This is a genomic window from Cryptosporangium phraense (assembly GCF_006912135.1).
Classification (GTDB): domain Bacteria; phylum Actinomycetota; class Actinomycetes; order Mycobacteriales; family Cryptosporangiaceae; genus Cryptosporangium; species Cryptosporangium phraense.
On the sequence record NZ_VIRS01000005.1, the window covers coordinates 173913 to 195703 of the forward strand.

Below are 21791 nucleotides of genomic sequence, written 5' to 3' on the forward strand. Positions count from 1 at the left end.
GGATCTGGCCCGGTGACCGACCGGCTCACCCGTGCGCGGCTGCCCACCCCGAGTTCCGAGGACGTGGCGTCTCGGCGACGGGAGCTGGGGTGGGCGCTGCGGGCGCTCTGCATGACCGAGACCGTTTCCTACGGAGTGCTGTACTACGCGTTTCCGGTGCTGGCCGGGTCGATCACCGCCGACACCGGCTGGTCGGTCACGGCGATCACCGCGGACTTCTCGGCCGCGCTGGTCGTCGCGGGGCTGGCCGGTGTGTTCGTCGGCCGGCTGCTGGATCGGCACGGTCCGCGCTGGGTGATGACCGGAGCCTCGATCCTCGGGGTCGTCTCGGTGGTCGTGATCGCGACCGCCCCGACGTTCTGGGTCTTCACGGTCGGGTGGTTGCTGGCCGGCGTCGCGATGTCCGGGGTGTTCTATCCCCCCGCGTTCACCGCCGTCACGGTCTGGTTCGGCCCCGATCGGCTGCGCGCGCTCACCGCGATCACGCTGCTGGCCGGTCTGGCCAGCACGATCTTCGCGCCGCTGACCGCCGCGCTGAACGCGCACCTGTCCTGGCGGGCGACGTATCTGGTGCTCGCGGTGGTGCTGGCCGTGCTGACCGTCCCCGCCCATCTCATCGCGTTGCGTCCCGCGTGGCGCCACCCGGAGCCCTCCCGGGCCGAGCCCGACGCGCCGGACCCGGAGTCGCAGTCGGTCGACCGTGGGGTGTTCGTGCTGCTGGCGGCCGCGTTCACCATCGTCGACCTGTGCGTCTACGCCACGATCGTGGGCACGGTCCCGCTGATCGAGGAGCGGGGGTTCTCCACGGCGGCGGCTTCGTGGGCGCTCGGGATAGCCGGGCTCGGCCAGGTCCTCGGCCGGCTCGGGTATGCGCGCCTGGCTCGCCACGTCGCACTGCGGACGCGGACCGTCGCGATCTTCGGGGTCAGCGTGATCACCACCGCGTTGTTCGCCGTGCTACCCGGCCCGTATGCGCTGCTGGTGGTCGTCTCGCTAGTGGCGGGCAACGCGCGGGGATTGACGACGCTGCTCTCGGCCACGGCGATCTCCGACCGGTGGGGCACCCTGCGCTACGCCCGGCTCAACGGCGTGTTCAACGCTCCGCTGACGATCGCGTCGGCGGTGGCGCCGTTCATCGGTGCGGGTGTCGCCGCGGTGTTCGGCGGCTATCCGGCCGCGTTCGGCGCGTTCGCCGCGCTCGGGCTGGTGGCGGTGCTCCTGGTGATTCGCCGCAGGTGAGCAGGCCGGCGTCGGGCCGGACGGTCAGTTCGATGCTGGTGCGCGGTCCGGTTGCCGGGGGTCGTTGATCGTCGGCACGACCGCGTCGGAGGCATCCGCTGCGGTAAGGGTCGGGTAGAGCAGCCAGACCAGTCCGACGCCGACGATCAGGCCACCGACGACTTGAGCCACCACGAACGGCAGCACCGAGCCCGGAGCGATCCCAGCGAAGGTGTCGGACAAGGTCCGGCCGATCGTGATCGCGGGATGGTCGAACATCAGGATCAGCGCGAACAACCCGGCCGCCGTCGCGGCCGCGTTCTCCGACAACTGCATGCCGACGTCGGTCGACAGCTGGGTGGCCGCGATGCCCGACCCGACGACCACCGCGGCCAACACCGCGCTTCCGACGAACTCCGCCGCGACGGGTCGCACTGACGCCGACGTCTTGACTCCGGACATTGCTCAACGATACTTGACTCAACAGTTCCTGAGGCAATAGTGGACGGGGCGAACAGTGGACGAGGACCTGCGTCGGCGGGCCGCGATGCACGCGGCGCTGGGAGAGCCGGTGCGGCTCGCGCTGGTCGACCGGCTGTCTCTCGGCGATGCCTCACCCGGGGAGCTCGCTCGCGAGGCGGCCCTCGCGACCAACCTGCTGGCGCATCATCTGCGCGTACTGGAGGACGCGGGGGTCATCCGTCGGCGGCGTTCGGACGGCGACCGGCGCCGCAGCTACGTCCAGCTCGTCGACGACCCGCTGGTCGCCGTAGTGGCCACCGCTGCGCCCATCGACGAGGAGGTCGGCCGGGTGGTGTTCGTCTGCACGCAGAACACTGCCCGCTCGCAGCTCGCCGCCGCGGTCTGGGCTCGGCGCAGCCCGATCCCGGTCGCCTCGGCCGGGACTCATCCGGCCGACCGGGTCCACCCTCGTGCGGTCCGTACCGCACACCGGCACGACCTCGACCTGGACACCGCCGGTACCCGGCACCTGTCCCAGGTCACCCGGCCGGGCGACCTACTCGTGGCCGTCTGCGACAACGCGTACGAAGAACTCACCGTCCGACCGGCCGACCCGCCCGCGGGCGAACGGATCCGGCTGCACTGGTCGGTCCCCGACCCGGCCGCCCACGACAGCGACGACGCGTTCGAGGACGCCTACCAGCAGATCAGCGGCCGCGTCGACCGGCTCGCCCACGCGCTGAGCGCCTGACCGTCCAGAACTCCCGGCGGCCAGGGAGCCGCCGAAAGGAGAGACCACCGAATGACCGCGAAGCCCAGTGTTCTGTTCGTCTGCGTCCACAATGCCGGCCGGTCCCAGATGGCGGCCGGATGGGTTGCGCATCTGGCCGGGGACACGGTCGAGGTGCGTTCGGCCGGGTCGGCGCCGGCGGAGTCGATCAACCCGGTCGCGGTTGAGGTCATGCGCGAGGTCGGCATCGACATCACCGATCAAAACCCGAAGCTCCTCACGGTCGACGCCGTGCAGGCGTCCGACGCCGTGGTCACCATGGGGTGCGGCGATGCCTGCCCGGTCTTCCCGGGTAAACGCTATGAGGACTGGGCCTTGACCGACCCGGCCGGTCAGGGCATCGAGGTCGTCCGGCAGGTTCGTGACGAGATCCGCCTCCGCGTCGAGAAGCTTCTCGCCGAACTGCGAGCGGTGACGCCGACCAACTGGCCGGGGCGGTCCCCGGCGTGGTGATCGGCGCGGTCGTGCGGGCGTCCCTGCTGCCCGGGGTTTGACCTGACTCCCCGGGCTCAACGGACCATGGCCAGCACATCGCGCACCAGCCGCTGGGCGTCCCCCTCGTCCGTCGGGAGGGCGAACACCACTCGGTAGTACAGCGGCGCGACCACGTGGTCGAGGATCTGCGAGACCGTCGGGGCGGTCTCGCCCCTCGCCTCAGCGCGGCGCACCATCTCGGCCGCCTGCTCGCGCCGCGCCTGGGTCACCAGGCACGCCGCCACGATCTCGACGCGCGCCGCCACCATCGCCCGCAGGAAGCGCACCCGCTCCGGGCGGGTGATGTCGCGGGCGATCGCGCCGGCCCACTCGGTCAGGTCTCCGGCCAGCGATCCGGTGTCGGGCACCGACTCGCCGACGCGGGTCAGCGCGGCCACGCTGACCTCCTCGAGCAGCGCGTTCACATCGCTCCAGCGGCGGTACAGCGTCGTCGGGTTGACGCCGGCCCGCTCGGCGATGGCCGGGAAGCTGATCTTCTCGGCGCCCTCGCCCACCAGCTCGCCGACCGCCGTGTAGATCGCGGCCAGCACCCGGCTGCTCCGTCCGCCGGGGCGGCTCGCCGCTTCTCGGGTGGCCATCCACTCAGTTTACGCAAAGTTCTTGGCTTTAACGCTGTTGCGGCCTACCGTCGCAAAAGCAAAGCAAATTGCTTTAAGAAGGGAGGGTCATGTTCAACCGCTCCGCCTCGTTCTTCGTGGCGGCCGCCGCGGGCTCGGCGACGTTGACGGCCGCCTCCGCGCCGTCCCCGCTCTACCCCGTCTACCAGCGCCTGTGGGGCTTCTCCGCGTTCACGCTGACGGTCGTCTTCGCGGTCTACGTCTTCGCGTTGCTGGCCGCGCTGCTGACCGTCGGCTCGCTCTCCGATCGGGTCGGGCGCCGGCCGGTCGCCTGCGGAGGGCTGATCCTGCTCGCAGTGGGGATGGTGCTCTTCGCGACCGCCGGAGGCGTCGGCGGCCTGGTGGCGGCGCGGATCGTGCAGGGGCTCGCGGTCGGCGTGACGGCCGGCACAACCACGGCCCTGATCACGGATTCGGCGCCGAACCTGCGCGTCGGCTCGATCGTCAGCAGCGCGGTCCCGGCCCTGGGCATCGCGATCGGGTCGGTGCTCGCCGGCGCGCTCGTGGAGTTCGCCCCGCTGCCTCGCCAGCTCGTCTTCTGGATCCTCGCCGTCGTCTATCTGGTGCTGGCGGGGATGGTCTGGTTCATTCCCGAGGCGGCCCGGCCCCGGCCGGAGACCCCGCTCTGGCGGTCGCTGCTGCCCAGCGCCGGGCTCCCACCGGTCGTGCGGCTGGTCTTCCTGGCGCTGGTTCCCTCGATCGCCGCGACCTGGGCGCTCGCCGGGCTGTACCTGTCGCTCGGGTCGTCCGTCGTCAGCACGCTTCTCGACGTGCGCAGCCACTTCGTCGTCGGCATCGTGCTCGGGGTGTTCTTCGTCGCGGGCGTGTCCGGCACGGTCGTGCCGTCTCACCTGCGCGATCGGCTCGGCTATGGAACGCTCGCGGTGGGCGTGCTGGTCACGATCGTCGCGACGCTGACCGGTTCGTTGCCGCTCTACGCGGTCGGCTCGGTGGTCGCGGGATTCGGCTTCGGCGCGTCGTTCCGGTCGGCCGTCCACGCGCTCGGCGAGGCGGCGCCGGCCGCCCGGCGGGGCGAGGTGTTCGCCACTATGTACATCGTCAGCTACCTGGCCTTCAGCGTGCCCGCGCTGGCGGCCGGGCTCGCCGTCGAGCGGTTCAGGCTCGAACCGACCGTGGTCACCTACGGGGTGTTCGAGGTTCTGCTGGTGGCGGCGGCCGCGCTCGTCCACCGCCGGCCGACCGGCGGGAACGAGCCCGCGGCTCACCCGCTGGTCTCCCGTCAGTTCGGCCCGACGCATTACCTCGACTGTGGACCGGCCGACGGTCCGCTGATGATCTTCCTCCACGGCTGGCCGGCCATCGGTCTGTTCTGGCGCGCCCAACTGGAGGCGTTCGCGGCCGACGGCTGGCGCTGCGTCGCCCCCGACCTCCGCGGCTACGGCGGGTCGTCCGCTCCGGCCGGCCGGGACGCCTACGCGATCCGGGAGGTCGTGGCCGACCTGGCCGAGCTTCACGACCACCTCGGCGGCGAGCCGGCCATCTGGGTCGGCCACGACTGGGGCAGCATCGCGGCCGGTGCGGTGGCCGCTCACGAACCCGAGCGGTGCCGTGGTCTCGTGCTGACCTCGTGGGCGTACTTCCCCCGCGCCAACAGCCTGGCCACCCTCGTGCCGCTCGTCGACCGGACGATCTACCCGGCCGACCGGTACCCGGACGGGCAGTGGGACTACTACCGCTACTACACGACGCACTTCGAGACCGCGGTCAGCGACCTCGACGCCGACCCCGCGGCCTCGCTGGCCTCGATCTATCGATCGGGCCGCCCCGAGGCGGTCGGCGACGTCTCGCCGTTGGCGACGGTCACCCGCACCGGCGGCCGCTTCGGCGCCGCCCACCACGCTCCGCCGACCGACCCCGACGAGAACCTCTGGCCCCCGGCCGACTTCGACGCGCTGGTCCGGGCCTTCGAGGCCCAGGGCTTCGGTCCGGCCTGCGCCTGGTACACGAACGACGACGCCAACGTCGCCTACGCTCGCGAAGCCGCCCACGGCGGACGCCTGTCGCAGCCCGTGCTGTTCATCAACGGCGAATGGGACGCGATCTGCGACATCACCGGAAACCGCCAGGGCGACCCGATGCGGGCCGCCTGCGCGGATCTCACGGTGATCTCGCTGCCCGCCGGACACTGGCTGCCCCTGGAACGCAAGGCCGAGCACATCCGAGCCGTCCGCTCCTGGCTGGCGAGCAAGGACCTGACCGGTCCCCCAGGGCGGCGAGCTGCCCAGCCGCACCCTGCGTAGCTGAGCCGCCCTAACAGTCGACCGGCGGCGTCCGGGGATCCGGCCGGTCGGCGACGGAGGTGATCACCTCTCGGGCGACGTCGTCGATCGAGTGCCCGGTCCACAGGCCACGCAGACGGAGCCGGCCCAACGCCTGGTCGGCGGCCGCCGTCGTCGAGAACGATCGCGACCCCGTCGGCCGTGTCGAGCTGACGGAGGGCGGCGGCGCAGGTCGCGTCCGCCCACCCGTTCCAGCGCGCGGCGTCGACGCGCGCGGTGACGGCCCGCCACAGCTGACCGCGCTGGGGGTACCCACCCGGCCGGCGCTGGTGTCGCACGCGGCCGCTGCGCCGCGCGTCGGTGCGACGCACGTTACTCCGCCGCCGACGGACATCGGGGCCGACGCCGACGACCTTGACTGTGTTCCCAGGACATGGCGTGCAATGGTCCCCATCCGTCGCGAGAATGTGGAGGTGGACATCCGATGAGGCGGCAACTCACGATTCCCCGGGGTCCGATCGAGCTGGCCGGCGATCTGTACCTGCCCGACGGCCCCGGCGGGACCGCCGACCCGCTTCGCGCCGTCGTGGTCTCGATACCGGGCAGCAGCGTCAAGGAGCAGATCGGCGCGAACTACGCGTCCCGTCTGGCCGCCGGGGGCATCGCCGCGCTCACGTTCGACCCCGGCCACCAGGGCCAGAGCAGCGGTGAGCCGCGTGATCTCGAGGACCCGTACCGGCGCAGCGAAGACATCTCGTACGCGATCGACGCGCTCAGCACGGTCCCGGCAATCGACCCGCAGCGCATCGGCGTCCTCGGCATCTGCGCCGGCGGCGGTTACGCGATCCACGTGGCCCGCACCGACCACCGCATCCGGGCGGTCGGCGCGGTCGACCCCGGCGAGATCGGCGCGTCGTTCCGCGGCTTCCAGCCGGACGGGCCGGTGGCCGCGCTCGACGCCCTGGCCGCCGCGCGCATCGAGGAGACCCGTACCGGCCGGCTGACCCGGGAGAACTGGCTCCCCGACACGATGGCCGACGCCGAGGCGGCCGGCGTCACCGACGTCGATCTCCTCCAGGCGGTCCGGTACTACCGCACCGGACGCGGCCACGACGAGCACTCGACGAACCGCCGGCTGTCCCGGGGCGACTCGCTGCTGCTCGGCTTCGACGCCTTCCACCTGGTCGACCAGCTGATGACCCAGCCGCTGCTGCTCGTCCTGGCCGAGCACCTCGACGGGACCGGCTTCGACGAGTCCGGCGAGCGGCTCTGGTCGCTGGCCCCCAACCGGGTCGACCGCCTGGTGATCAAGGGTGCCCGCCACTACGAGATGTACGACGTCCCCGACTACGTCGACGGGGCGGTCGAGCGGCTCGTCGGCTTCTACACCGACCACCTCTGACCGAGGGACCGCTCACCCCGAGGTTCGGTCGCCCTCGCGAGACGGTGAGCGAGCCGGTTGGCCCGGGTGAGCACGTCGCGCTGGGCCGGGTTGTAGAGCGCCTCCACCGCGTCCAGGAACGCGCTCTTCGCCGCGCTCTCGCCCTGCGTCAGGTGCCCGGACGGGCCGGTCAGCCACGGGTAGTCGATCAGGTCCTGGGCGATGATCTTGCCGAGCCTTTCGGCGATGTTCTGCCGGGTGGGCTCGTCCGCGTCCGGAGGCAGGGCGTCGAATTCCGCGTTGACCGGGTCGGATCTGCTCTCCGCGATCCGACGGAGGTCTTTCATGGCGTCCTCGTCGTACAGACGGCTGTAGAGGTGCAGGAGCGACGTGTCGGTCGCGGGCAGGCGTCGGGCGACGGACGCGAAACCAGAGGGGGCGTCGGCCGGCGCGCCGTCGCGCAGGACGGCGGCGATGTCGGAGCGAGCCTTGCGCAGGCGTTCGATCTCGGCCGCGAGCTCGGCGTCGACCCGGCGCAGCACCTCCGGCGGGACCTCGCCGTCCAGCAGACGGGCCGCGCCGATGTCGGACAGCGGCACCCCGAGCTCGACGAGCCGCCGGATGCGCAGCAGGCAGACGAGGTGCGGTACGCCGTACTGCTTGTACCCGTTGGAGCGGCGTTCCGGCTCGTCGAGCAGCCCGAGCCGGTGGTAGTGCCGGATGGTGTTCACGGTGGTGCCGGCGAGATCGGCGAGCTCCCGAGTGCTCCAGGCCACCCGCGGACGCTAACAGGTCGAAACTGAAGGAGGCGCGTCATGAACTGGCCGAGTCTGCAGGTCTCGGAGTGGACCCCCACCCGCGACACCCTGCACATGTGGACGCAGATCGTCGGCAAGATCCGGATGGCGCACGCGCCCCTGGTGAACCACTGGTGGCAGGTGACCCTGTACGTCAGCCCGCGCGGCCTGACGACGTCGACCATCCCGCACCGCGGCGGCGCGTTCGAGATCGAGTTCGACTTCCTCGGCCACCGGCTGGAGATCCGCAGCAGCGACGGCGGCACGCGGAGCCTCCCGCTGCGGCCGATGCCGGTCGCCGAGTTCTACGCCCGTCTCCTCGACCTGCTCGACCAGCTCGGGATCGAGGCACCGATCCGGCCGTACCCGAACGAGGTCGATCCGGCGATCCCGTTCGCCGAGGACCACGAGCACGCGTCCTACGACGGTGACGCGGTCGTGCTGTTCTGGCGGCAGCTCCTGCAGGCGAACCGGGTGCTGGGCGAGTTCCGGTCGCACTTCGTCGGCAAGGTCAGCCCGGTGCACTTCTTCTGGGGAGCGATGGACCTCGCCTGTACCCGGTTCTCCGGACGGCCGGCTCCGCAGCACCCCGGCGGAGCCCCGAACTGCGGTGACTGGGTGATGGTCGAGGGTTACTCGCGGGAACTGTCGAGTTGCGGATTCTGGCCCGGCGGTGGGGACGAAGGCGCGTTCTACTCGTATGCCTACCCCGCGCCCGACGGGTTCGCCGATCAGCCGGTCGGCCCCGAGGGCGCCTACTACAGCTCCGAGTTCCAGCAGTTCCTGTTCCCGTACGAGGCCGCGCGGGCCGCCGCCGACCCCGACCGCGCGGTCGCCGAGTTCCTCCGGACGACCTACGACGCGGCCGCGGACCTCGGGCGGTGGGACCGGCCCGCGCTGGAGGACGACCCGTTCCGGCTGCAGCGCGCGTCCGACGGTCGCTAGCGTCAGACGGGTGGCCAGTTGCGCAGGGCCGCGTCGGCGATGAGCTGGAGGTCGTCGCGGCCGGCGCCGCCGGCGGCCTGCACCGCGATGCCGTTGCCGATCGTCATCAGGTACTTGGCCAGGAGCGCCGGATCGGTTCCCGCGGGCAGGTCACCCTCGTCGACGGCCCGCCGGAACCGTTCGGTCAGCCGGGTGCTGGTCTCGTCGCGCCACGCGGCCAGCAGGTTCCGGATCACCCGGCCGTCCTCACCCCCGACCAGGGAGGCCCGCAGGCTGAGGCATCCGGTCGGGTAACCCGGCAGCGTGCTGCTCCGCACCGCGCCGTCGAGGTAGACGGTGGCCACCCGGTGCGCGGTCGGCTCGGCCAGCGACTCGGCACCGTAGGACGCCGGGCCCTCGCTGTAGCGCGCCAGCGCCTTCCGGAACAGGTCTTCCTTGTTGCCGAAGGCCGCGTACAGGCTCGTACGGCTGATCCCCATGGCCTCGGTCAGGTCGGGGAGGCTCGCACCCTCGTATCCGTTCTCCCAGAACACCCGCATTGCCCTCTCGAGGGCTTCGTCGGCGTCGAAGCCCCGCGGCCGACCGATCGGCGCTCGCTGTCGGGTACCCACGTGACCAGCCTACCCATTAAGTACCGACCGGTTCGGATGTGCGCGACCGGGGTCTCGGTTCAGCGGGCCGCCACGGGCTGCTTCGGCGGCTCGACCGCGGTGAGGCCGCCGTCGACGGGGATCGTCGCACCGTTCACATAGGATCCGCCGGGCCCGGCGAGGAAGGCGATCACCTCGCTGACGTCCTCCGGCTGAGCGACCCGGCGGAGCGGGATCAGCGGAATGTACCGGTCGAGCCACTCGATCGGGACGCCCGTGGAGACCGGGCCGGGAGCGACCGCGTTGACGCGTACGCCGGCCGGACCGTACTCGGCCGCCCAGGCCCGGGTGAGAGCGTCGACCGCGCCCTTGGTAGCGGCATAGACCGCGTTGTTGTCGTCCCCGATCTTGGCCGCTCCGCTGCTGACGTTGATCACGCTGCCGCCGCCGCGCTCGGCCATCTTCGGGGCCAGGGTCGCGGTCAGCAGGTAGACCGCGCGCAGGTTGCCCTCCAGCATCGCGTCGTACTGCTCGACGGTGATCGTGTGGCTGGGCCCGAAGCTGGCCACTGCGGCATTGTTCACCAGCACGTCCACGTCCCCGGCCTCCCGGGCCAGCCGGAGGACGTCCTCCTGGTTGGTCAGGTCGGCGGCGACGAAGCGGGCCGTCCCTCCGCCGGCCCGGATCTTCTCGACCACGTCGACGCCCCGGGAGGCGTTGCGGCCGGTCACCACGACGCTCGCTCCCCGCGCGGCCAGCGCGAGGGCCGTCGCTCGACCGATGCCGGTGGTGGACCCGGTGACCAGGGCGCTCTTGCCGGTCAGCTCACTCATGACGAATTCTCTCCATGGCTCTTCAGCAGGCAATACTTCGGTACCGACCGATCGGTACCGAAGTACGATAACACTTCTGAACCGATCGGTGCAGAACTCGTCCGGTGATCCTGGTCTCGCGTCTCCCGAGCGAAGCGTCAGGCCGCCGCGCGGCCCGGAGCCAGCACGGCCAGCAGCGCGGTCCGCACCGCCGGGGCCTCGGGCAGCCGCCACCGGGTCATCGCCGGCGGCCGGACCCACACGACCTTGCCCGCGCTGACCACCGACGGCGGCAGGTTCACCCACGCCCCGGCGCCGTGCAGCGTCACCCCACCGACCGCGGCAGCCAGCCACAGCTCGTCGTCGACCGGGATCGGCGCGCTGAACAGCTGACGCTCGCCGGTCGGCAGCGCCGACACCGGCGGCGGGGAACCGACGGCGGTCAGGTGGGCGTCGAGATCGTCGATCAGGCCGGCCGGCCCCTCGATCACGGTGGCCGACGCCCCCGTCGGCATCATCAGGTTGTAGCCGCGGTTGCTCCACCACCCCTCGACCTGCTCCAGTCCGATGGTGGGGGGCTGGGTCCGCTGCCGGCAGCGACCGTCGGCGATGGTGTCGACCGCGTGCGGGCTCCCGTTGTCGCAGGCCGGTCGGCCGCATCGGTAGGTGCAGGTCTGCGGGGACCAGTACGCCCCCGGCACGATCGGCCAGCCGGCCGTCAGGTACTCCCGCGCCGCTTCCGCGAGCGACGCCAGCGTCCGACGGCGGTTCATGCCGTCACCCCGAGGCCGACGTTCACTCGGACCCTGCTGACGACGCACACGGTGCCTCCGCAACTCAACATTCGAACACTGTTGGTTGCCGGCCCACCGCCCATGGTTACAGCAGTTCACTGTCGATCGTGGCGTTCCGCCCAGATTGACATCGTCCAGAAATATCTCTCGGAGGTGTCGATCGGACCGGTCGCCGTTCGACGCGTAGGCAAAAGGCACCCGAGACGAGGAGAGACCGATGCGGTTCCTGGTGATCATGAAGGCCACGGCCGAGAGCGAAGCGGGGGTGCTGCCCGCCACCGAGGACTTCGACACGATGGGGTCGTTCATCGAAGAGCTGGTCGACGACGGCGTGCTGCTCTCCACCGAGGGCCTCACGCCCAGCGCGGGCGGCGCCCGGATCTACTTCGACGGTGGCAAGACCAGCGTGGTCGACGGGCCCTTCACCGAGGCCAAGGAGCTCATCGCGGGCTTCTGGCTGGTCGAGATGAAGTCGCTCGAGGAGGTCGTGGAGCGTTTCAAGCGCTGCCCGATCCAGCGCCCCGCGAACGGCGAGCAGACCAACCTGGAGATCCGCCGGGTCTGGGTGCCCGAGGACTTCGGCGAGAACTTCACCGCCGAGCAGCAGGAAACCGTGGAGCAGCGGCGCGCGCGGGCCGGTGGAATAGTCGGAGGCCGTGGCCACTGATACCAACCGCGCGATCGAGACCGTCTGGCGCATCGAGGCGCCCCGGCTCGTCGCCGGGCTGACCCGGCTCGTCCGCGACGTCGGCCTGGCCGAGGAACTGGCGCAGGACGCGCTGGTCGCCGCGTTGGAGCAATGGCCGGCCGACGGCGTGCCGGCCAACCCCGGCGCCTGGCTGATGACGACGGCCAAACGCCGGGCGATCGACCAGATCCGTCGCCACGAGACCTACAAGCGGAAGGTCGAGGAGGTCGGCCGGCAGCTCGAGGAGTCGACTCCGGACGTCGGCGCGCTGGTCGCCGAGGACGACGGCATCGGCGACGACCTGCTGCGCCTGCTGTTCGTGGCCTGTCACCCGGTGCTGTCCACCGAGGCCCGCACCGCGCTGACGCTGCGCCTGCTCGGCGGCCTGACCACCGACGAGATCGCCCGGGCCTTCCTGGTGCCGGAGCCGACGGTGGCGCAGCGGATCGTGCGGGCCAAGAAGACGCTGGCCAAGGCCAACGTGCCGTTCGAGGTGCCGCAGGGCGACGAACTGGCCGCGCGGCTCTCGTCGGTGCTCGAGGTCGTCTACCTGATCTTCAACGAGGGCTACTCGGCCACCGCGGGCGACGACCTGATGCGGGTCGAGCTGTGCGAGGACGCGCTGCGGCTGGGCCGGATCCTGGCCCGGCTCGCCCCGCGCGAGCCCGAGGTGCACGGCCTGGTCGCGCTGATGGAGATCCAGGCCTCCCGGGCGGGCGTCCGCACCGGCCCGGGCGGCGAGCCGATCCTGCTGGCCGACCAGAACCGGGCCCGCTGGGACCAGCTGCTGATCCGTCGCGGGCTGGCCGCTCTCGAACGGGCCGAGGCCGTGCTCGACGGCCGGCCCGGCCCCTACCTGCTGCAGGCGGCGATCACCGCCTGCCACGCTCGGGCCCGCCGGTTCGAGGACACCGACTGGGAGCGCATCGCCGGGCTCTACGAGCAGCTGGCCGAGGCGGCGCCGTCCCCGGTGGTGGAGCTGAACCGCGCGGTGGCGCTGTCGATGGCCTACGGACCGGCGGCCGGGCTCGCGCTGCTCGACCAGCTGCTGGCGTTCCCGGCGCTGCGCAACTACCACCTGCTGCCGAGCACGCGCGGCGATTTCCTGGCCAAGCTGGGCCGGCCCGACGAGGCCCGGGCGGAGTTCGAGCGGGCCGCATCCCTGACCCGCAACGAACGGGAACGCACGCTCCTCCGGGAGCGGGCCGCCGCCTGCGGCTAACTTCCCAGTACGCGGACCGGGCTTCCGGCCGCCCAGGCCTCGATGTTCTCGACGATCTGGGTGAACCAGGCCGCGTACGTCTGGCGGGTCACGTAGCCCAGGTGCGGGGTGAGGACGGTCCGCGGTGCGGTCCGGAGCGGGCTGTCGGCCGGCAGCGGCTCGCGGTCGTACACGTCCAGGCCGGCGCCGGCGAGCGCGCCCGCGTGCAGGGCGGCGGCCAGGGCCGCCTCGTCGACGATCGGTCCGCGGGACGTGTTGATCAGGATGGCCGTCGGCTTCAGGCGCGCGAGGTCGGCCCGGCCGAACAGTCCCCGCGTGCGGTCGCTGAGCTTGAGATGCACGGTCAGGACGTCCGACCGCGCGAGCAGTTCGTCCTTGCCGACGGCCGTCACGCCGACGTCGGCGGCCCGGTCCGCGGTCAGGTTCGCACTCCAGGCGATGACGTCCATACCGAAGGCCTGGCCGATGCGGGCGACCTGGGAGCCGAGCCGTCCCAGCCCGGCGACGCCGAGCGTCAGACCGCCGAGCTCGGTGCCGACCGTGGTCTGCCAGCGACCGGCCCGCAGCGCCGCGTCCTCGGCCGGGACGTGCCGGAGCAGCGCGAAGATCAGCGCCCAGGTCAGCTCGGCGGTGGCCGACGACTTCGGCGAACCGCCGGTGGGACCGCCGGTGCCGCAGACGACGACGCCGTGCGCCTCGGCCGCGGCCAGGTCGATGGCCGCGTTGGCCATTCCGGTGGTCACGAGCAGCCGGAGGTCGGGCAGGCGGGCGAACTCGGCCGCCCCGAACGGCGTCCGCTCGCGCATCGCGACGACGACGTCCGCACCCCGGAGCGCGTCGACCGGGTCGTCGAGGTGCTCGTGGATCACCTCCACCGTGGCGTCGAGCCGGTCGAACGGCCCGAACGACCGGGCCACGTCCTGGTAGTCGTCCAAAACCACGATGTGCACTCACCCGTGATACCCGGACGCCTGCAGGGTGAACAACTCGGCGTACCGGCCGGCCGCGGCCAGGAGCTCGTCGTGGGTGCCCGACTCGACCAGCCGGCCCAGGTGCAGGACGTAGATGCGGTCGGCGTGGCGGACGTTGGCCAGCCGGTGGGTGATGAGGATCGTCGTCGCGACGCCGTGCCGGTCGCGGATCGCCTGGAACAGCGCGTCCTCGGCCCGCGGATCGAGCGCCGACGACGGCTCGTCCATCACGAGCAGGTCCGCGGTCCGGTAGAAGCCCCGGGCCGCGGTGATGCGCTGCCACTGCCCGCCGGACAGGTCCTGCCCGTTGGCGAACGTCCGGTCCAGCAGCGTGTCGTAGCCGTAGGGCAGGTCGAGGATCATGTCGTGCGCGACCGCCCGCGCGGCCGCGGCTTCCAGCCGGTCGACGTCCGGCTCGCCGCGCATGTCGCCGAGCGCGATGTTCGTGGCCGCGCTGAACGGCCACTGGTGGAAGTCCTGGCTGACGACGGCGATCCGCGCGCCCACGTCGTCCGGGTCGTAGTCGGCCAGCGGGCGCCCGTTCCAGGTCACCGCCCCGCTGGTGGCCTCGCGCAGCCCGGCGATCACCGCGGCCAGCGTCGACTTGCCCGACCCGTTCTCGCCCACGAACGCGACCGTCTGCCCGGCCTCGATGGTCAGCGAGACGTCGTCCACCGCGGGGAGAGGACGGCCGGGGTAACGGAGGGTCACCCGGTCGACGACGAGGCGCTGCAGCGCCTCGGCCGGAGCGGAGGACTCCGACGCGGGCAGATGACCGGACGCCCGCTCCATGAAGCCGGTGTAGTCGTTGAAGTGCTCGCCCTCGGTGTACGTGTCGTCGATCGCGAAGATCACCGAGGTCAGCGACCGCTGCGCCGACTGCAGTGCGACGACGCAGGTCGCGGCGGCGGCGAGCGGGATCCGGCCGCCCAGCAGCAACCATCCGAGCAGCCCGTAGACCGGCCGTCGCCAGCCCGCTGACGACCTGCCCGACGCTGACCGTCGTCGTCAGCCGGCCGGCCCGCAGCGAGCCCCAGGCCCGCGGAGCGGTGGCCACGACCAGCGCGACGAGCAGCACCGGGCTGATCACCACCACCGCGACGGCCACCGGGACCAGCCCCACCAGGCCGGCGATCAGCGCCATCGCGCTCTGGACCAGGCCGATCACCGAGTCGGTACCGCGCGACGCCCGCTCCATGTCGTCGGTGAACGCGTCGGCGTCGAACGCGTCGAGCCGCACGGCGGTCGTCACCGCGAAGAGCTCGCGTTCGACCTCGCGGTCGATCCGCGGGCTCAGCCCGTTCTGGGCGTAGCCGGTGGCGATCGTCAGCAGCGCGCTGACCGCGGCCGACGCGGTGAGCAGCGCCAGCGCCGGTAACGCGTGGATCACCCGCTGCGGCGTCGGGCCGGCCGAGAACAGCGAGACGAGGCACCCCTAAGCGGCGACGGCCTCTCGGACGGCTCCGATGAGGACGTCGATCTCAGTGTCGCCGGTCGCGTGGTCGGAGACGCTGATCCGGATCGCCGCCTTTCCGCGCCAGGTCGTAGTTCCGAACCAGGTCGCGCCGCCGCGCTGGATCGCCGCCGCCACCGCCCGGGTCTGCTCGTCGTCGTCGCCGACCCGGACCAGCACCTGGTTGAGCACCACGTCGTTGAGGACCTCGCACTGCGGCGGGAGCGCGGCGGCCACCCGTCGAGCCTGGGCACAGGACCGGTCGACCAATTCGGCCACGCCCCGGCGTCCGAGGCTCCGAAGGGCTGCGTAGACAGCGAACCCGCGGGCCCGCCGGGAGCTCTCCGGCGTCCAGTCGGACCCGTGACGCTCGCCGTCGCGGACCAGGTAGTCGGCCGAGAGCCGCATCGCGGCGCGATGCGCCTCCGGGCGCGCGCAGAGGACGATCCCGCAGTCGTAGGGGACGTTGAGCCACTTGTGGCCGTCGGTGGCGAACGAGTCGGCCTTCTCGACCCCGGCGACCAGGTGCCGCAGCGACGGCGAGGCCGCGGCCCAGAGGCCGAACGCGCCGTCGACGTGCACCCAGGCGTTCTTCTCCGACGCGAGGTCGCAGACCTCGCCGATCGGGTCGAACGCGCCGGTGTTCACGTTGCCGGCCTGGGTGCAGACGATCGTCGGTCCGTCGGTGAGTTCGAGCAGGTTCGGCAGCATCCGGCCCTGCGAGTCCGTGTCGACCTCGACGATCTGGTCGCGCCCGATCCCCAGGAACCTCAGCGCGCGATCGATGGTCGCGTGCCGCTCGCGCCCGACGACGACGGTCACCGGCGGGGCGCCGAACAGGCCGCGCTGCTCGACGTCCCACCCGGCTTCGCCCAGGACGTGGTGGCGGGCCGCGGCGAGGCCGGCGAAGTTCGCCAGCTGTGCGCCGGTCGTGAACCCGGCCGAGCAGGTGGCGGGCAGGCCGAGCAGGTCGCACAGCCAAGTCCGGCTGATCTCCTCGGCCGCCGCGGCGGCCGGCGAGAGCGCGAAGAACCCGGGGTTCTGGTCCCAGGTCGAGGTCAGCCAGTCGGCCGCCAGAGCGGCCGGGAGGACCCCGCCCTCGACGAAGCCGAAGTAGCGTCCGCCGTTGGTGAGGACGAGGCCGCGGTCGGCGTCGCGGGCGAGGTCGGTGAGGACCTGGGCAGGGTCGGTGCCGTCGTCGGGGAGCGTGGGTCCGAGGGCGGCCACCATGTCGGCGAGGGTGACCGGCCGGGCCACCGGCCGGGTCGCGGCTTCGTCGAGGTAGGTTGCGGCGAGCTCGGCGGCCGTGCGGAGTAGTTCTCTCATACCGACGATCCTGCGGGTCCGGTCCCGGCAATCAAGACGAGGCAGAATGTACCTGTGGGTACATTGACCGCCAAAGGGTCCGCCACCAGGCAGCGCATCGTCGAGGCCGCGGCGGCGCACATCCGGGAGCACGGGGTCGCGGCGACACGCCTGGACGACGTCGGGCTTCGGAGCCGTACCGGCAAGAGCCAGCTCTTCCACTACTTCCCGGGTGGCAAGGAAGATCTGCTCGTCGCGGTGGCGGAGTACGAGGCCCAGCGGGTCCTCGACGATCAGCAGCCCTATCTCGGGGCGCTCGACACCTGGGAGGCCTGGCACGCCTGGCGCGACGCCGTCGTCGACCGGTATCGCCAGCAGGGCGAGCACTGCCCGCTGGGCGTGCTGCTGACCGAGGTCGGGCGGCAGAGCCCGGCCTCCCGCGAGATCACCCGCGGGCTCCTGCGCGAATGGCAGGAGCAACTGCGCCGCGGTGTCGCCGGCATGCAGGCCGGCGGGGCGATCCGGCCGGCGATCGACGCCGATCGGGCGGCCGCCGCCGGGGTCGCGGGCATTCAGGGCGGAGTGGTCATCCTGATGGCGACCGGCGACATCACGCATCTGGAGTCCGCGCTCGACCTGTTCCTCGACCACCTGCACGGGCGGCCCCAGCCGTAGCGGGTTGCGCGGGGCCGAGGCGTCGCCTAACGTACAACCACGTGGTTGTAGATCAGTCGGACGTCGACCGGATCTTTGCCGCGCTGGCTGACGCGACACGGCGCGACATCGTCATCCGTGTCCTGCGCACCGAGGCATCGGTGTCCACATTGGCCAAGCAGTACGAGATGAGCTTCGCCGCCGTGCAGAAGCACGTGGCGGTGCTCGAACGTGCTGGGTTGGTGACGAAACAGCGTCGAGGACGGGAGCAGATCGTGAGCGGTGACATCGACACGATCCATCGGGTCCGCGAGCTCCTTCGCGAATACGAGGAGATCTGGCGCGGCCGCCTCGACCGGATGAACGCACTCCTGGAGGAACCTTCATGACCGTGATCAGCGCGACCCCCGACCCCGAGGCCCGCACGTTGACTCTGGTGGCCGAGTTCTCGGCGCCACCCAAGGCGGTCTGGCAGCTCTGGGCCGACCCGCGGCTGCTCGAGCGCTGGTGGGGCCCGCCGACCTACCCGGCCACGTTCCGGGAGCACGACTTCACGGTCGGCGGCGAGGCGAAGTACCACATGACCGGGCCGGAGGGCGACACGTCGAACGGCTGGTGGCGGTTCACGGCGCTGGACGAGCCGAACACGCTGGAGTTCCGGGACGGGTTCGCGGACGAGAACGGCAACCCGAGCACCGAGATGCCGGAGACGACGATCCGGGTCGACATCGCCGAGATCCCGAGCGGAACCCGGATGACGATGACGTCGAGTTTCGCGTCGGCGGAGCAGCTCGAGCAGCTGGTCAACATGGGCATGCTCGAGGGCATGAAGCAGGCCGCCGGCCAGATCGACGCCCTCCTGGCCGCCTGACTCCGCGCCGCGCCGCGCCGCGGCCGGCGCGGCCCGTCCCTACGCAGGCGGCGGCGGGGCGGTGCTGTCTCGGATGACCAGTTCGGCGGGCAGCACGACGTGCGGCTCCGGGACTTCCGCGCCGCGCAGGGCGGCGGTCAGCGCTTCGGCCGCCGCCCGCCCCTTCGCGTGGACGTCCTGCCGCACGGTGGTCAGGGCCGGGCGGAACGTCCCGGCCAGCGGATGGTCGTCGAATCCGACCACCGACAGGTCCTTCGGAACCCGGATCCCCATCGTGCGCGCGCTCTGGATCAGCCTGAGCGCGATCACGTCGGAGAAGCACAGCACCGCGGTCGGCCGGTCGTCCCGGTCGAGCAGCAGCCGGGCCGCCGCCGCGGTCTCCTCCACGCTGTCGTTGCGCTGCCGGGTGGCCACCGGCACGATGCCGGCCGCATCCAGCGCGTCGAGCCACCCCCGCAGCCGCTCCCGCGACGCGTAGCCGCCGACGTCCTCGCGCGGGTCCTCGAGCAGGCCCTGCGGGCCTCGCAGCCCGGACATCGCCAGCCCGATGCGACGGTGACCCAGGTCGATGAGGTGCTGCGCGGCGGTGCGCGCGCCTTCCCGGTCGGCGACGTTGACGCCCGGGATGTCGTCGACCGGGTCCTGGTCGATCAGGACGATCGGCAGCTTGCGTTGCAGCAGGTAGCTCACGGCCGGGGACTCGGGATCGCAGGAGTACACCAGCGCGCCGTCCATCGCGACGTCCCGGGCCGGGATCAGGTCGCCCGGGCCGCTGGACGTGAGCAGCGTGAGCGCGAGCCCGGTCGGTGACAGTTCGTCGGCGATCGCACCCAGGAGCTGGGTGGAGACCTGGTCGTTGAACGCGAAGCCGATCGACTCGGTGAGCAGGAAGCCGACCGCGCCGGACGCGCCCCGGGCCAGCGCCCGGGCGGCCGGGTCGGGGCCGACGTAGCCCAGATCGGACGCGGCGGCGAGGATCTTCTCGCGCAGCGCCGGGGAGAGCTGGTTCGGGCGGGAGAACGCGTTCGACACGGTCATCCGGCTGACGCCGACCCGATCCGCGATCGTCTGCAACGTCACCCGCGCCACGCTGTCACCCGCCTTCCGCTCCCCCACCGTAGCCCACGGGGAGGGCGCGAAAGAGGACCACACCGGCCGCCGCCGGACGCCCCGCGCCCACGTCAGCACGGAGCGGAAGCGTCGGCGCGCCTCGAGCGGCAGCGCAGCGGCCGTCCAGACCTCGCTCATACGGACGGCACGGTCCCGCACCCCGCCGCCGGCACCGACCGCGCCCGCCGCCCGGACCACACCCGCCGACCGCCCACGCTCCGCCAACGCCCGAGCACCCGACGCACCCGGGAAGGTCGCTCCGGCACCACCGGCCCGTCCAACCGACCACCCGAGACCCGCTGCGCATCCCCAGTACGCGCAACCAACGCCGCAGCCGCGAAATCCATCATCGCCGTCGTCCTTCCTATACCGGTAAAGCGACCCTGCTTTACCGGTATAGCATGCGTCCGCTATACCGGTAAAGCCTCCGTAAGCTCGACCCTGTGTTCCGCCTGCTCCGCTCGGCCTGGGACGAGCCCCGCCCACCCGACGTCCCGCGCCGCACCCGCCGCGACTATGCGCTCGTCGCCGCGTTCGCCCTCGCCGTCCTGGCCGAAGCGGCCGCGAGGTCGACCCTCGAGAACCGCGGGGCCACCACCGCGATCGCCCTCGCGCTCCTCCCGGCCCTGCTGATCCGCCGCGACCACCCGCTCGCGAGCGTCGTCATCGCCTTCGGGATCACCGGCCTGGCCGCACCGGTCATCGGCGGGGAACCCCGGCTGAGCGCGATGGTCTACCTGCTGTTCCTGCCGTACGCGCTGTACCGCTGGGGGTCGGGCGCCCAGATCGTCGTGGGGTCCGCGGTCGTCCTGGCGAAGCTCGCCTCCTCGCTGCTGGTCGCGGATTTCGGACCCACCGAGGCCGGCCAGGGCCTGGCCGTGCTGGTCGCGACCGCGGCCCTGGCGACGGCGTTCCGGTACCGGGCGAGTGCCCGCACGCGCGAACTGGCTCGGGCGCGGTCGTTCGAGCGCGAGCAGCTGGCCCGCGACCTGCACGACACCGTCGCCCACCACGTCTCGGCGATCGCGGTCCGGGCCCAGGCCGGGATCGCGGTTCCCGAGGCCGCGGTCGAGACGCTCCGCGTCATCGAGGCCGAGGCCTCCCGCACCCTGGCCGAGATGCGCGCGATCGTCCGAACCCTGCGCGACGACGAGGTCGCGGATCGCGCCCCCCTACCCGGGCTCCCGGACGTCGCCGGGCTCGCCGACCGCCGCGCCGATCCGCCGGTCGACGTCGAGCTCGCGGACGTGAGCACGATCCCCACCCCGGTCGCCACCGCCCTGTACCGGCTGGCCCAGGAGTCGGTCACCAACGCCCGCCGGCACGCCCGCCGGGCAACCCGGATCGAGGTGCGGGTGACCGCCGACGACACGTCCGTCCACCTGCGCGTCCACGACGACGGGGAGCCCGCGACCGCGAACGGGACCGGCTACGGCCTGCGCGGGATGGCCGAGCGGGCCGCGCTGCTCGGCGGCTCGTGCGAGGCCGGCCCCGACCCGGAGCGTGGCTGGACCGTCACCGCCCGGCTGCCGCGCGCATGACGATCCGCATCGTCGTCGCCGACGACCAGGAGATCGTCCGCACCGGGCTGCGGATGATCCTCGACGCGCAGCCCGGCCTGGAGGTCGTCGGCGAAGCCGACAACGGCCGGCGGGCGGTCGAGCTGGCCCGCCGCCTGCGCCCCGACGTCTGTCTGTTCGACATCCGGATGCCGGTCCTCGACGGCATCGAGGCCACCCGCGCGCTGTCCGGTCCGGACGTCCCGGACCCGATCCCGGTCGTCGTCATCACGACGTTCGACCTCGACGAGCACGTCTACGCGGCGCTGCGCGCCGGGGCCCGCGGGTTCCTGCTCAAGGACGCCGGTCCGGCCCTGCTCACGCAGGCCGTCACGGCCGCCGCCGACGGCGAGGCGCTGATCGCGCCCGCGGTCACCACCCGCCTGCTCAAGACTTTTTCCGACGCCGTCCCGGCGGCCAGAGCCCGGCAACCGATCGATCCGCTGACCGACCGGGAGGAGCAGGTGCTGGCCGCGGTCGCGCGCGGCCGGACCAACGCCGAGATCGCGGCCGAGCTGTTCGTGACGCTGTCCACCGTGAAGTCACACGTCGCGAGCCTGATGACGAAGCTCGGCGCCCGGAACCGCGTCGAGGTCGCGATCTGGGCCTACGAGACCCAGCGCGTCTAGGGCCCGTCCGACGGTCGCGCGGACCTGTACGCGCCGCGTTCGACCAGGTTGCGCCGGCGGTAGACGACCGGGTCGAACGCCGCTGGCCGGCCTCCGGCCGAGCTTTTCCCGATGCGCCGGGCGACTCGATCGCAGTGCGCGACAATCACGATCTTGCGACGCCGCAGCGCGGCGCGGGTCGAGGGATG

At 72.2% G+C, this 21791-nt stretch carries 22 protein-coding genes and 2 pseudogenes; 14 read left to right on the forward strand and 10 right to left on the reverse strand.

The features are described 5' to 3' along the window. Positions 1 to 12 precede the first annotated feature (12 nt). Positions 13 to 1239: an MFS transporter gene (locus FL583_RS09615; RefSeq protein WP_142704201.1), complete on the forward strand. Its 1227-nt coding sequence runs from the start codon at positions 13 to 15 to the stop codon at positions 1237 to 1239. A 24-nt stretch (positions 1240 to 1263) separates the two neighbouring features. On the opposite strand, the gene FL583_RS09620 is transcribed toward FL583_RS09615, so the two are convergent. After that, positions 1264 to 1680 carry an aquaporin gene (locus FL583_RS09620; protein WP_142704202.1) on the reverse strand — a complete coding sequence of 139 codons (417 nt, stop codon included), beginning with the start codon at positions 1678 to 1680 and terminating at the stop codon, positions 1264 to 1266. 85 nt (positions 1681 to 1765) lie between these two features. Between FL583_RS09620 and FL583_RS09625 the strand changes: the two genes are divergently transcribed. Together FL583_RS09625 and FL583_RS09630 are read left to right on the forward strand one after the other, a co-directional pair. Beyond that, positions 1766 to 2431, forward strand: a complete 666-nt coding sequence (locus FL583_RS09625) for an arsenate reductase/protein-tyrosine-phosphatase family protein (RefSeq protein WP_142704335.1) — start codon at positions 1766 to 1768, stop codon at positions 2429 to 2431. A 51-nt stretch (positions 2432 to 2482) separates the two neighbouring features. After that, on the forward strand, positions 2483 to 2923 hold the full coding sequence (locus tag FL583_RS09630; RefSeq protein WP_142704203.1) for an arsenate reductase ArsC: 441 nt from the start codon (positions 2483 to 2485) through the stop codon (positions 2921 to 2923). Between the two features lie 56 nt (positions 2924 to 2979). Here FL583_RS09630 and FL583_RS09635 read toward each other — a convergent pair whose 3' ends face one another. Then, the gene (locus FL583_RS09635; RefSeq protein ID WP_142704204.1) at positions 2980 to 3543 is read right to left on the reverse strand and encodes a TetR/AcrR family transcriptional regulator; all 564 of its coding nucleotides are present in this window, start codon (positions 3541 to 3543) and stop codon (positions 2980 to 2982) included. Between the two features lie 89 nt (positions 3544 to 3632). Between FL583_RS09635 and FL583_RS42860 the strand changes: the two are divergent. From FL583_RS42860 to FL583_RS09645, 3 genes and pseudogenes are all read left to right on the forward strand, one after another. Further along, positions 3633 to 4601, forward strand: a pseudogene (locus FL583_RS42860) (MFS transporter); the annotation flags it as partial. A gap of 210 nt (positions 4602 to 4811) precedes the next feature. Further along, the gene (locus tag FL583_RS42865; protein WP_420843125.1) at positions 4812 to 5843 is read left to right on the forward strand and encodes an alpha/beta fold hydrolase; all 1032 of its coding nucleotides are present in this window, start codon (positions 4812 to 4814) and stop codon (positions 5841 to 5843) included. 463 nt (positions 5844 to 6306) lie between these two features. Next, a complete protein-coding gene (locus FL583_RS09645; RefSeq protein WP_142704206.1) occupies positions 6307 to 7224 on the forward strand; it encodes an alpha/beta hydrolase in 918 nt (305 codons plus the stop codon). Here the strand turns inward: FL583_RS09645 and FL583_RS09650 are convergent. Continuing rightward, positions 7206 to 7979, reverse strand: coding sequence for a MerR family transcriptional regulator (locus FL583_RS09650; RefSeq protein WP_142704207.1), 774 nt, complete (start codon positions 7977 to 7979; stop codon positions 7206 to 7208). The genes FL583_RS09645 and FL583_RS09650 overlap by 19 nt on opposite strands. A 39-nt stretch (positions 7980 to 8018) precedes the next feature. Between FL583_RS09650 and FL583_RS09655 the strand changes: the two genes are divergently transcribed. Next, positions 8019 to 8945, forward strand: coding sequence for a DUF5996 family protein (locus tag FL583_RS09655; protein WP_142704208.1), 927 nt, complete (start codon positions 8019 to 8021; stop codon positions 8943 to 8945). A 2-nt stretch (positions 8946 to 8947) separates the two neighbouring features. Here the strand turns inward: FL583_RS09655 and FL583_RS09660 are convergent, their stop codons facing one another. The 3 genes from FL583_RS09660 to FL583_RS09670 form a co-directional block, all read right to left on the reverse strand. Then, a complete protein-coding gene (locus FL583_RS09660) occupies positions 8948 to 9556 on the reverse strand; it encodes a TetR/AcrR family transcriptional regulator (protein ID WP_142704209.1) in 609 nt (202 codons plus the stop codon). 59 nt (positions 9557 to 9615) lie between these two features. Beyond that, the gene (locus FL583_RS09665; RefSeq protein WP_142704210.1) at positions 9616 to 10368 is read right to left on the reverse strand and encodes an SDR family NAD(P)-dependent oxidoreductase; all 753 of its coding nucleotides are present in this window, start codon (positions 10366 to 10368) and stop codon (positions 9616 to 9618) included. A 137-nt stretch (positions 10369 to 10505) separates the two neighbouring features. After that, positions 10506 to 11120: a bifunctional DNA primase/polymerase gene (locus FL583_RS09670; protein ID WP_170323567.1), complete on the reverse strand. Its 615-nt coding sequence runs from the start codon at positions 11118 to 11120 to the stop codon at positions 10506 to 10508. Between the two features lie 238 nt (positions 11121 to 11358). Between FL583_RS09670 and FL583_RS09675 the strand changes: the two genes are divergently transcribed. Both FL583_RS09675 and FL583_RS42400 read left to right on the forward strand, forming a co-directional pair. Continuing rightward, positions 11359 to 11808, forward strand: coding sequence for a YciI family protein (locus FL583_RS09675; RefSeq protein ID WP_142704212.1), 450 nt, complete (start codon positions 11359 to 11361; stop codon positions 11806 to 11808). Then, positions 11798 to 13051, forward strand: a complete 1254-nt coding sequence (locus FL583_RS42400; protein ID WP_142704213.1) for an RNA polymerase sigma factor — start codon at positions 11798 to 11800, stop codon at positions 13049 to 13051. Before FL583_RS09675 ends, FL583_RS42400 begins: the two co-directional genes overlap by 11 nt. On the opposite strand, the gene FL583_RS09685 is transcribed toward FL583_RS42400, so the two are convergent. From FL583_RS09685 to FL583_RS09700, 3 genes and pseudogenes are all read right to left on the reverse strand, one after another. Continuing rightward, complete coding sequence (locus FL583_RS09685) at positions 13048 to 14001, reverse strand: D-2-hydroxyacid dehydrogenase family protein (RefSeq protein WP_142704214.1); 954 nt, start codon at positions 13999 to 14001, stop codon at positions 13048 to 13050. The two genes, FL583_RS42400 and FL583_RS09685, sit on opposite strands and share 4 nt — an antisense overlap. Next, positions 14002 to 15442: pseudogene (locus FL583_RS09690) on the reverse strand (ATP-binding cassette domain-containing protein); the annotation flags it as partial. 15 nt (positions 15443 to 15457) lie between these two features. Continuing rightward, entirely contained in the window at positions 15458 to 16801 is a 1344-nt protein-coding gene (locus FL583_RS09700) for a pyridoxal phosphate-dependent decarboxylase family protein (protein ID WP_205751975.1), read from the reverse strand. Between the two features lie 54 nt (positions 16802 to 16855). Between FL583_RS09700 and FL583_RS09705 the strand changes: the two genes are divergently transcribed. The 3 genes from FL583_RS09705 to FL583_RS09715 are packed head-to-tail and all read left to right on the forward strand — an operon-like array spanning position 16856 to position 18305. Continuing rightward, the gene (locus FL583_RS09705) at positions 16856 to 17455 is read left to right on the forward strand and encodes a TetR/AcrR family transcriptional regulator (protein ID WP_205751976.1); all 600 of its coding nucleotides are present in this window, start codon (positions 16856 to 16858) and stop codon (positions 17453 to 17455) included. Positions 17456 to 17496: 41 nt separating this feature from the next. Next, positions 17497 to 17823 (forward strand): ArsR/SmtB family transcription factor, encoded by a 327-nt coding sequence (locus FL583_RS09710; RefSeq protein WP_142704217.1) that lies wholly within the window; start codon positions 17497 to 17499, stop codon positions 17821 to 17823. Beyond that, positions 17820 to 18305 (forward strand): SRPBCC family protein, encoded by a 486-nt coding sequence (locus FL583_RS09715; RefSeq protein WP_142704218.1) that lies wholly within the window; start codon positions 17820 to 17822, stop codon positions 18303 to 18305. Before FL583_RS09710 ends, FL583_RS09715 begins: the two co-directional genes overlap by 4 nt. 39 nt (positions 18306 to 18344) lie before the next feature. Here the strand turns inward: FL583_RS09715 and FL583_RS09720 are convergent, their stop codons facing one another. After that, the gene (locus FL583_RS09720) at positions 18345 to 19385 is read right to left on the reverse strand and encodes a LacI family DNA-binding transcriptional regulator (protein ID WP_205751977.1); all 1041 of its coding nucleotides are present in this window, start codon (positions 19383 to 19385) and stop codon (positions 18345 to 18347) included. Between the two features lie 473 nt (positions 19386 to 19858). Here FL583_RS09720 and FL583_RS09725 point away from each other — a divergent pair, with 473 nt between their 5' ends. Continuing rightward, on the forward strand, positions 19859 to 20956 hold the full coding sequence (locus tag FL583_RS09725; protein ID WP_142704220.1) for a sensor histidine kinase: 1098 nt from the start codon (positions 19859 to 19861) through the stop codon (positions 20954 to 20956). Next, positions 20953 to 21603: a response regulator gene (locus FL583_RS09730; protein ID WP_142704221.1), complete on the forward strand. Its 651-nt coding sequence runs from the start codon at positions 20953 to 20955 to the stop codon at positions 21601 to 21603. The genes FL583_RS09725 and FL583_RS09730 overlap by 4 nt, the downstream gene beginning before the upstream one ends. The last annotated feature ends 188 nt before the right edge of the window (positions 21604 to 21791 follow it).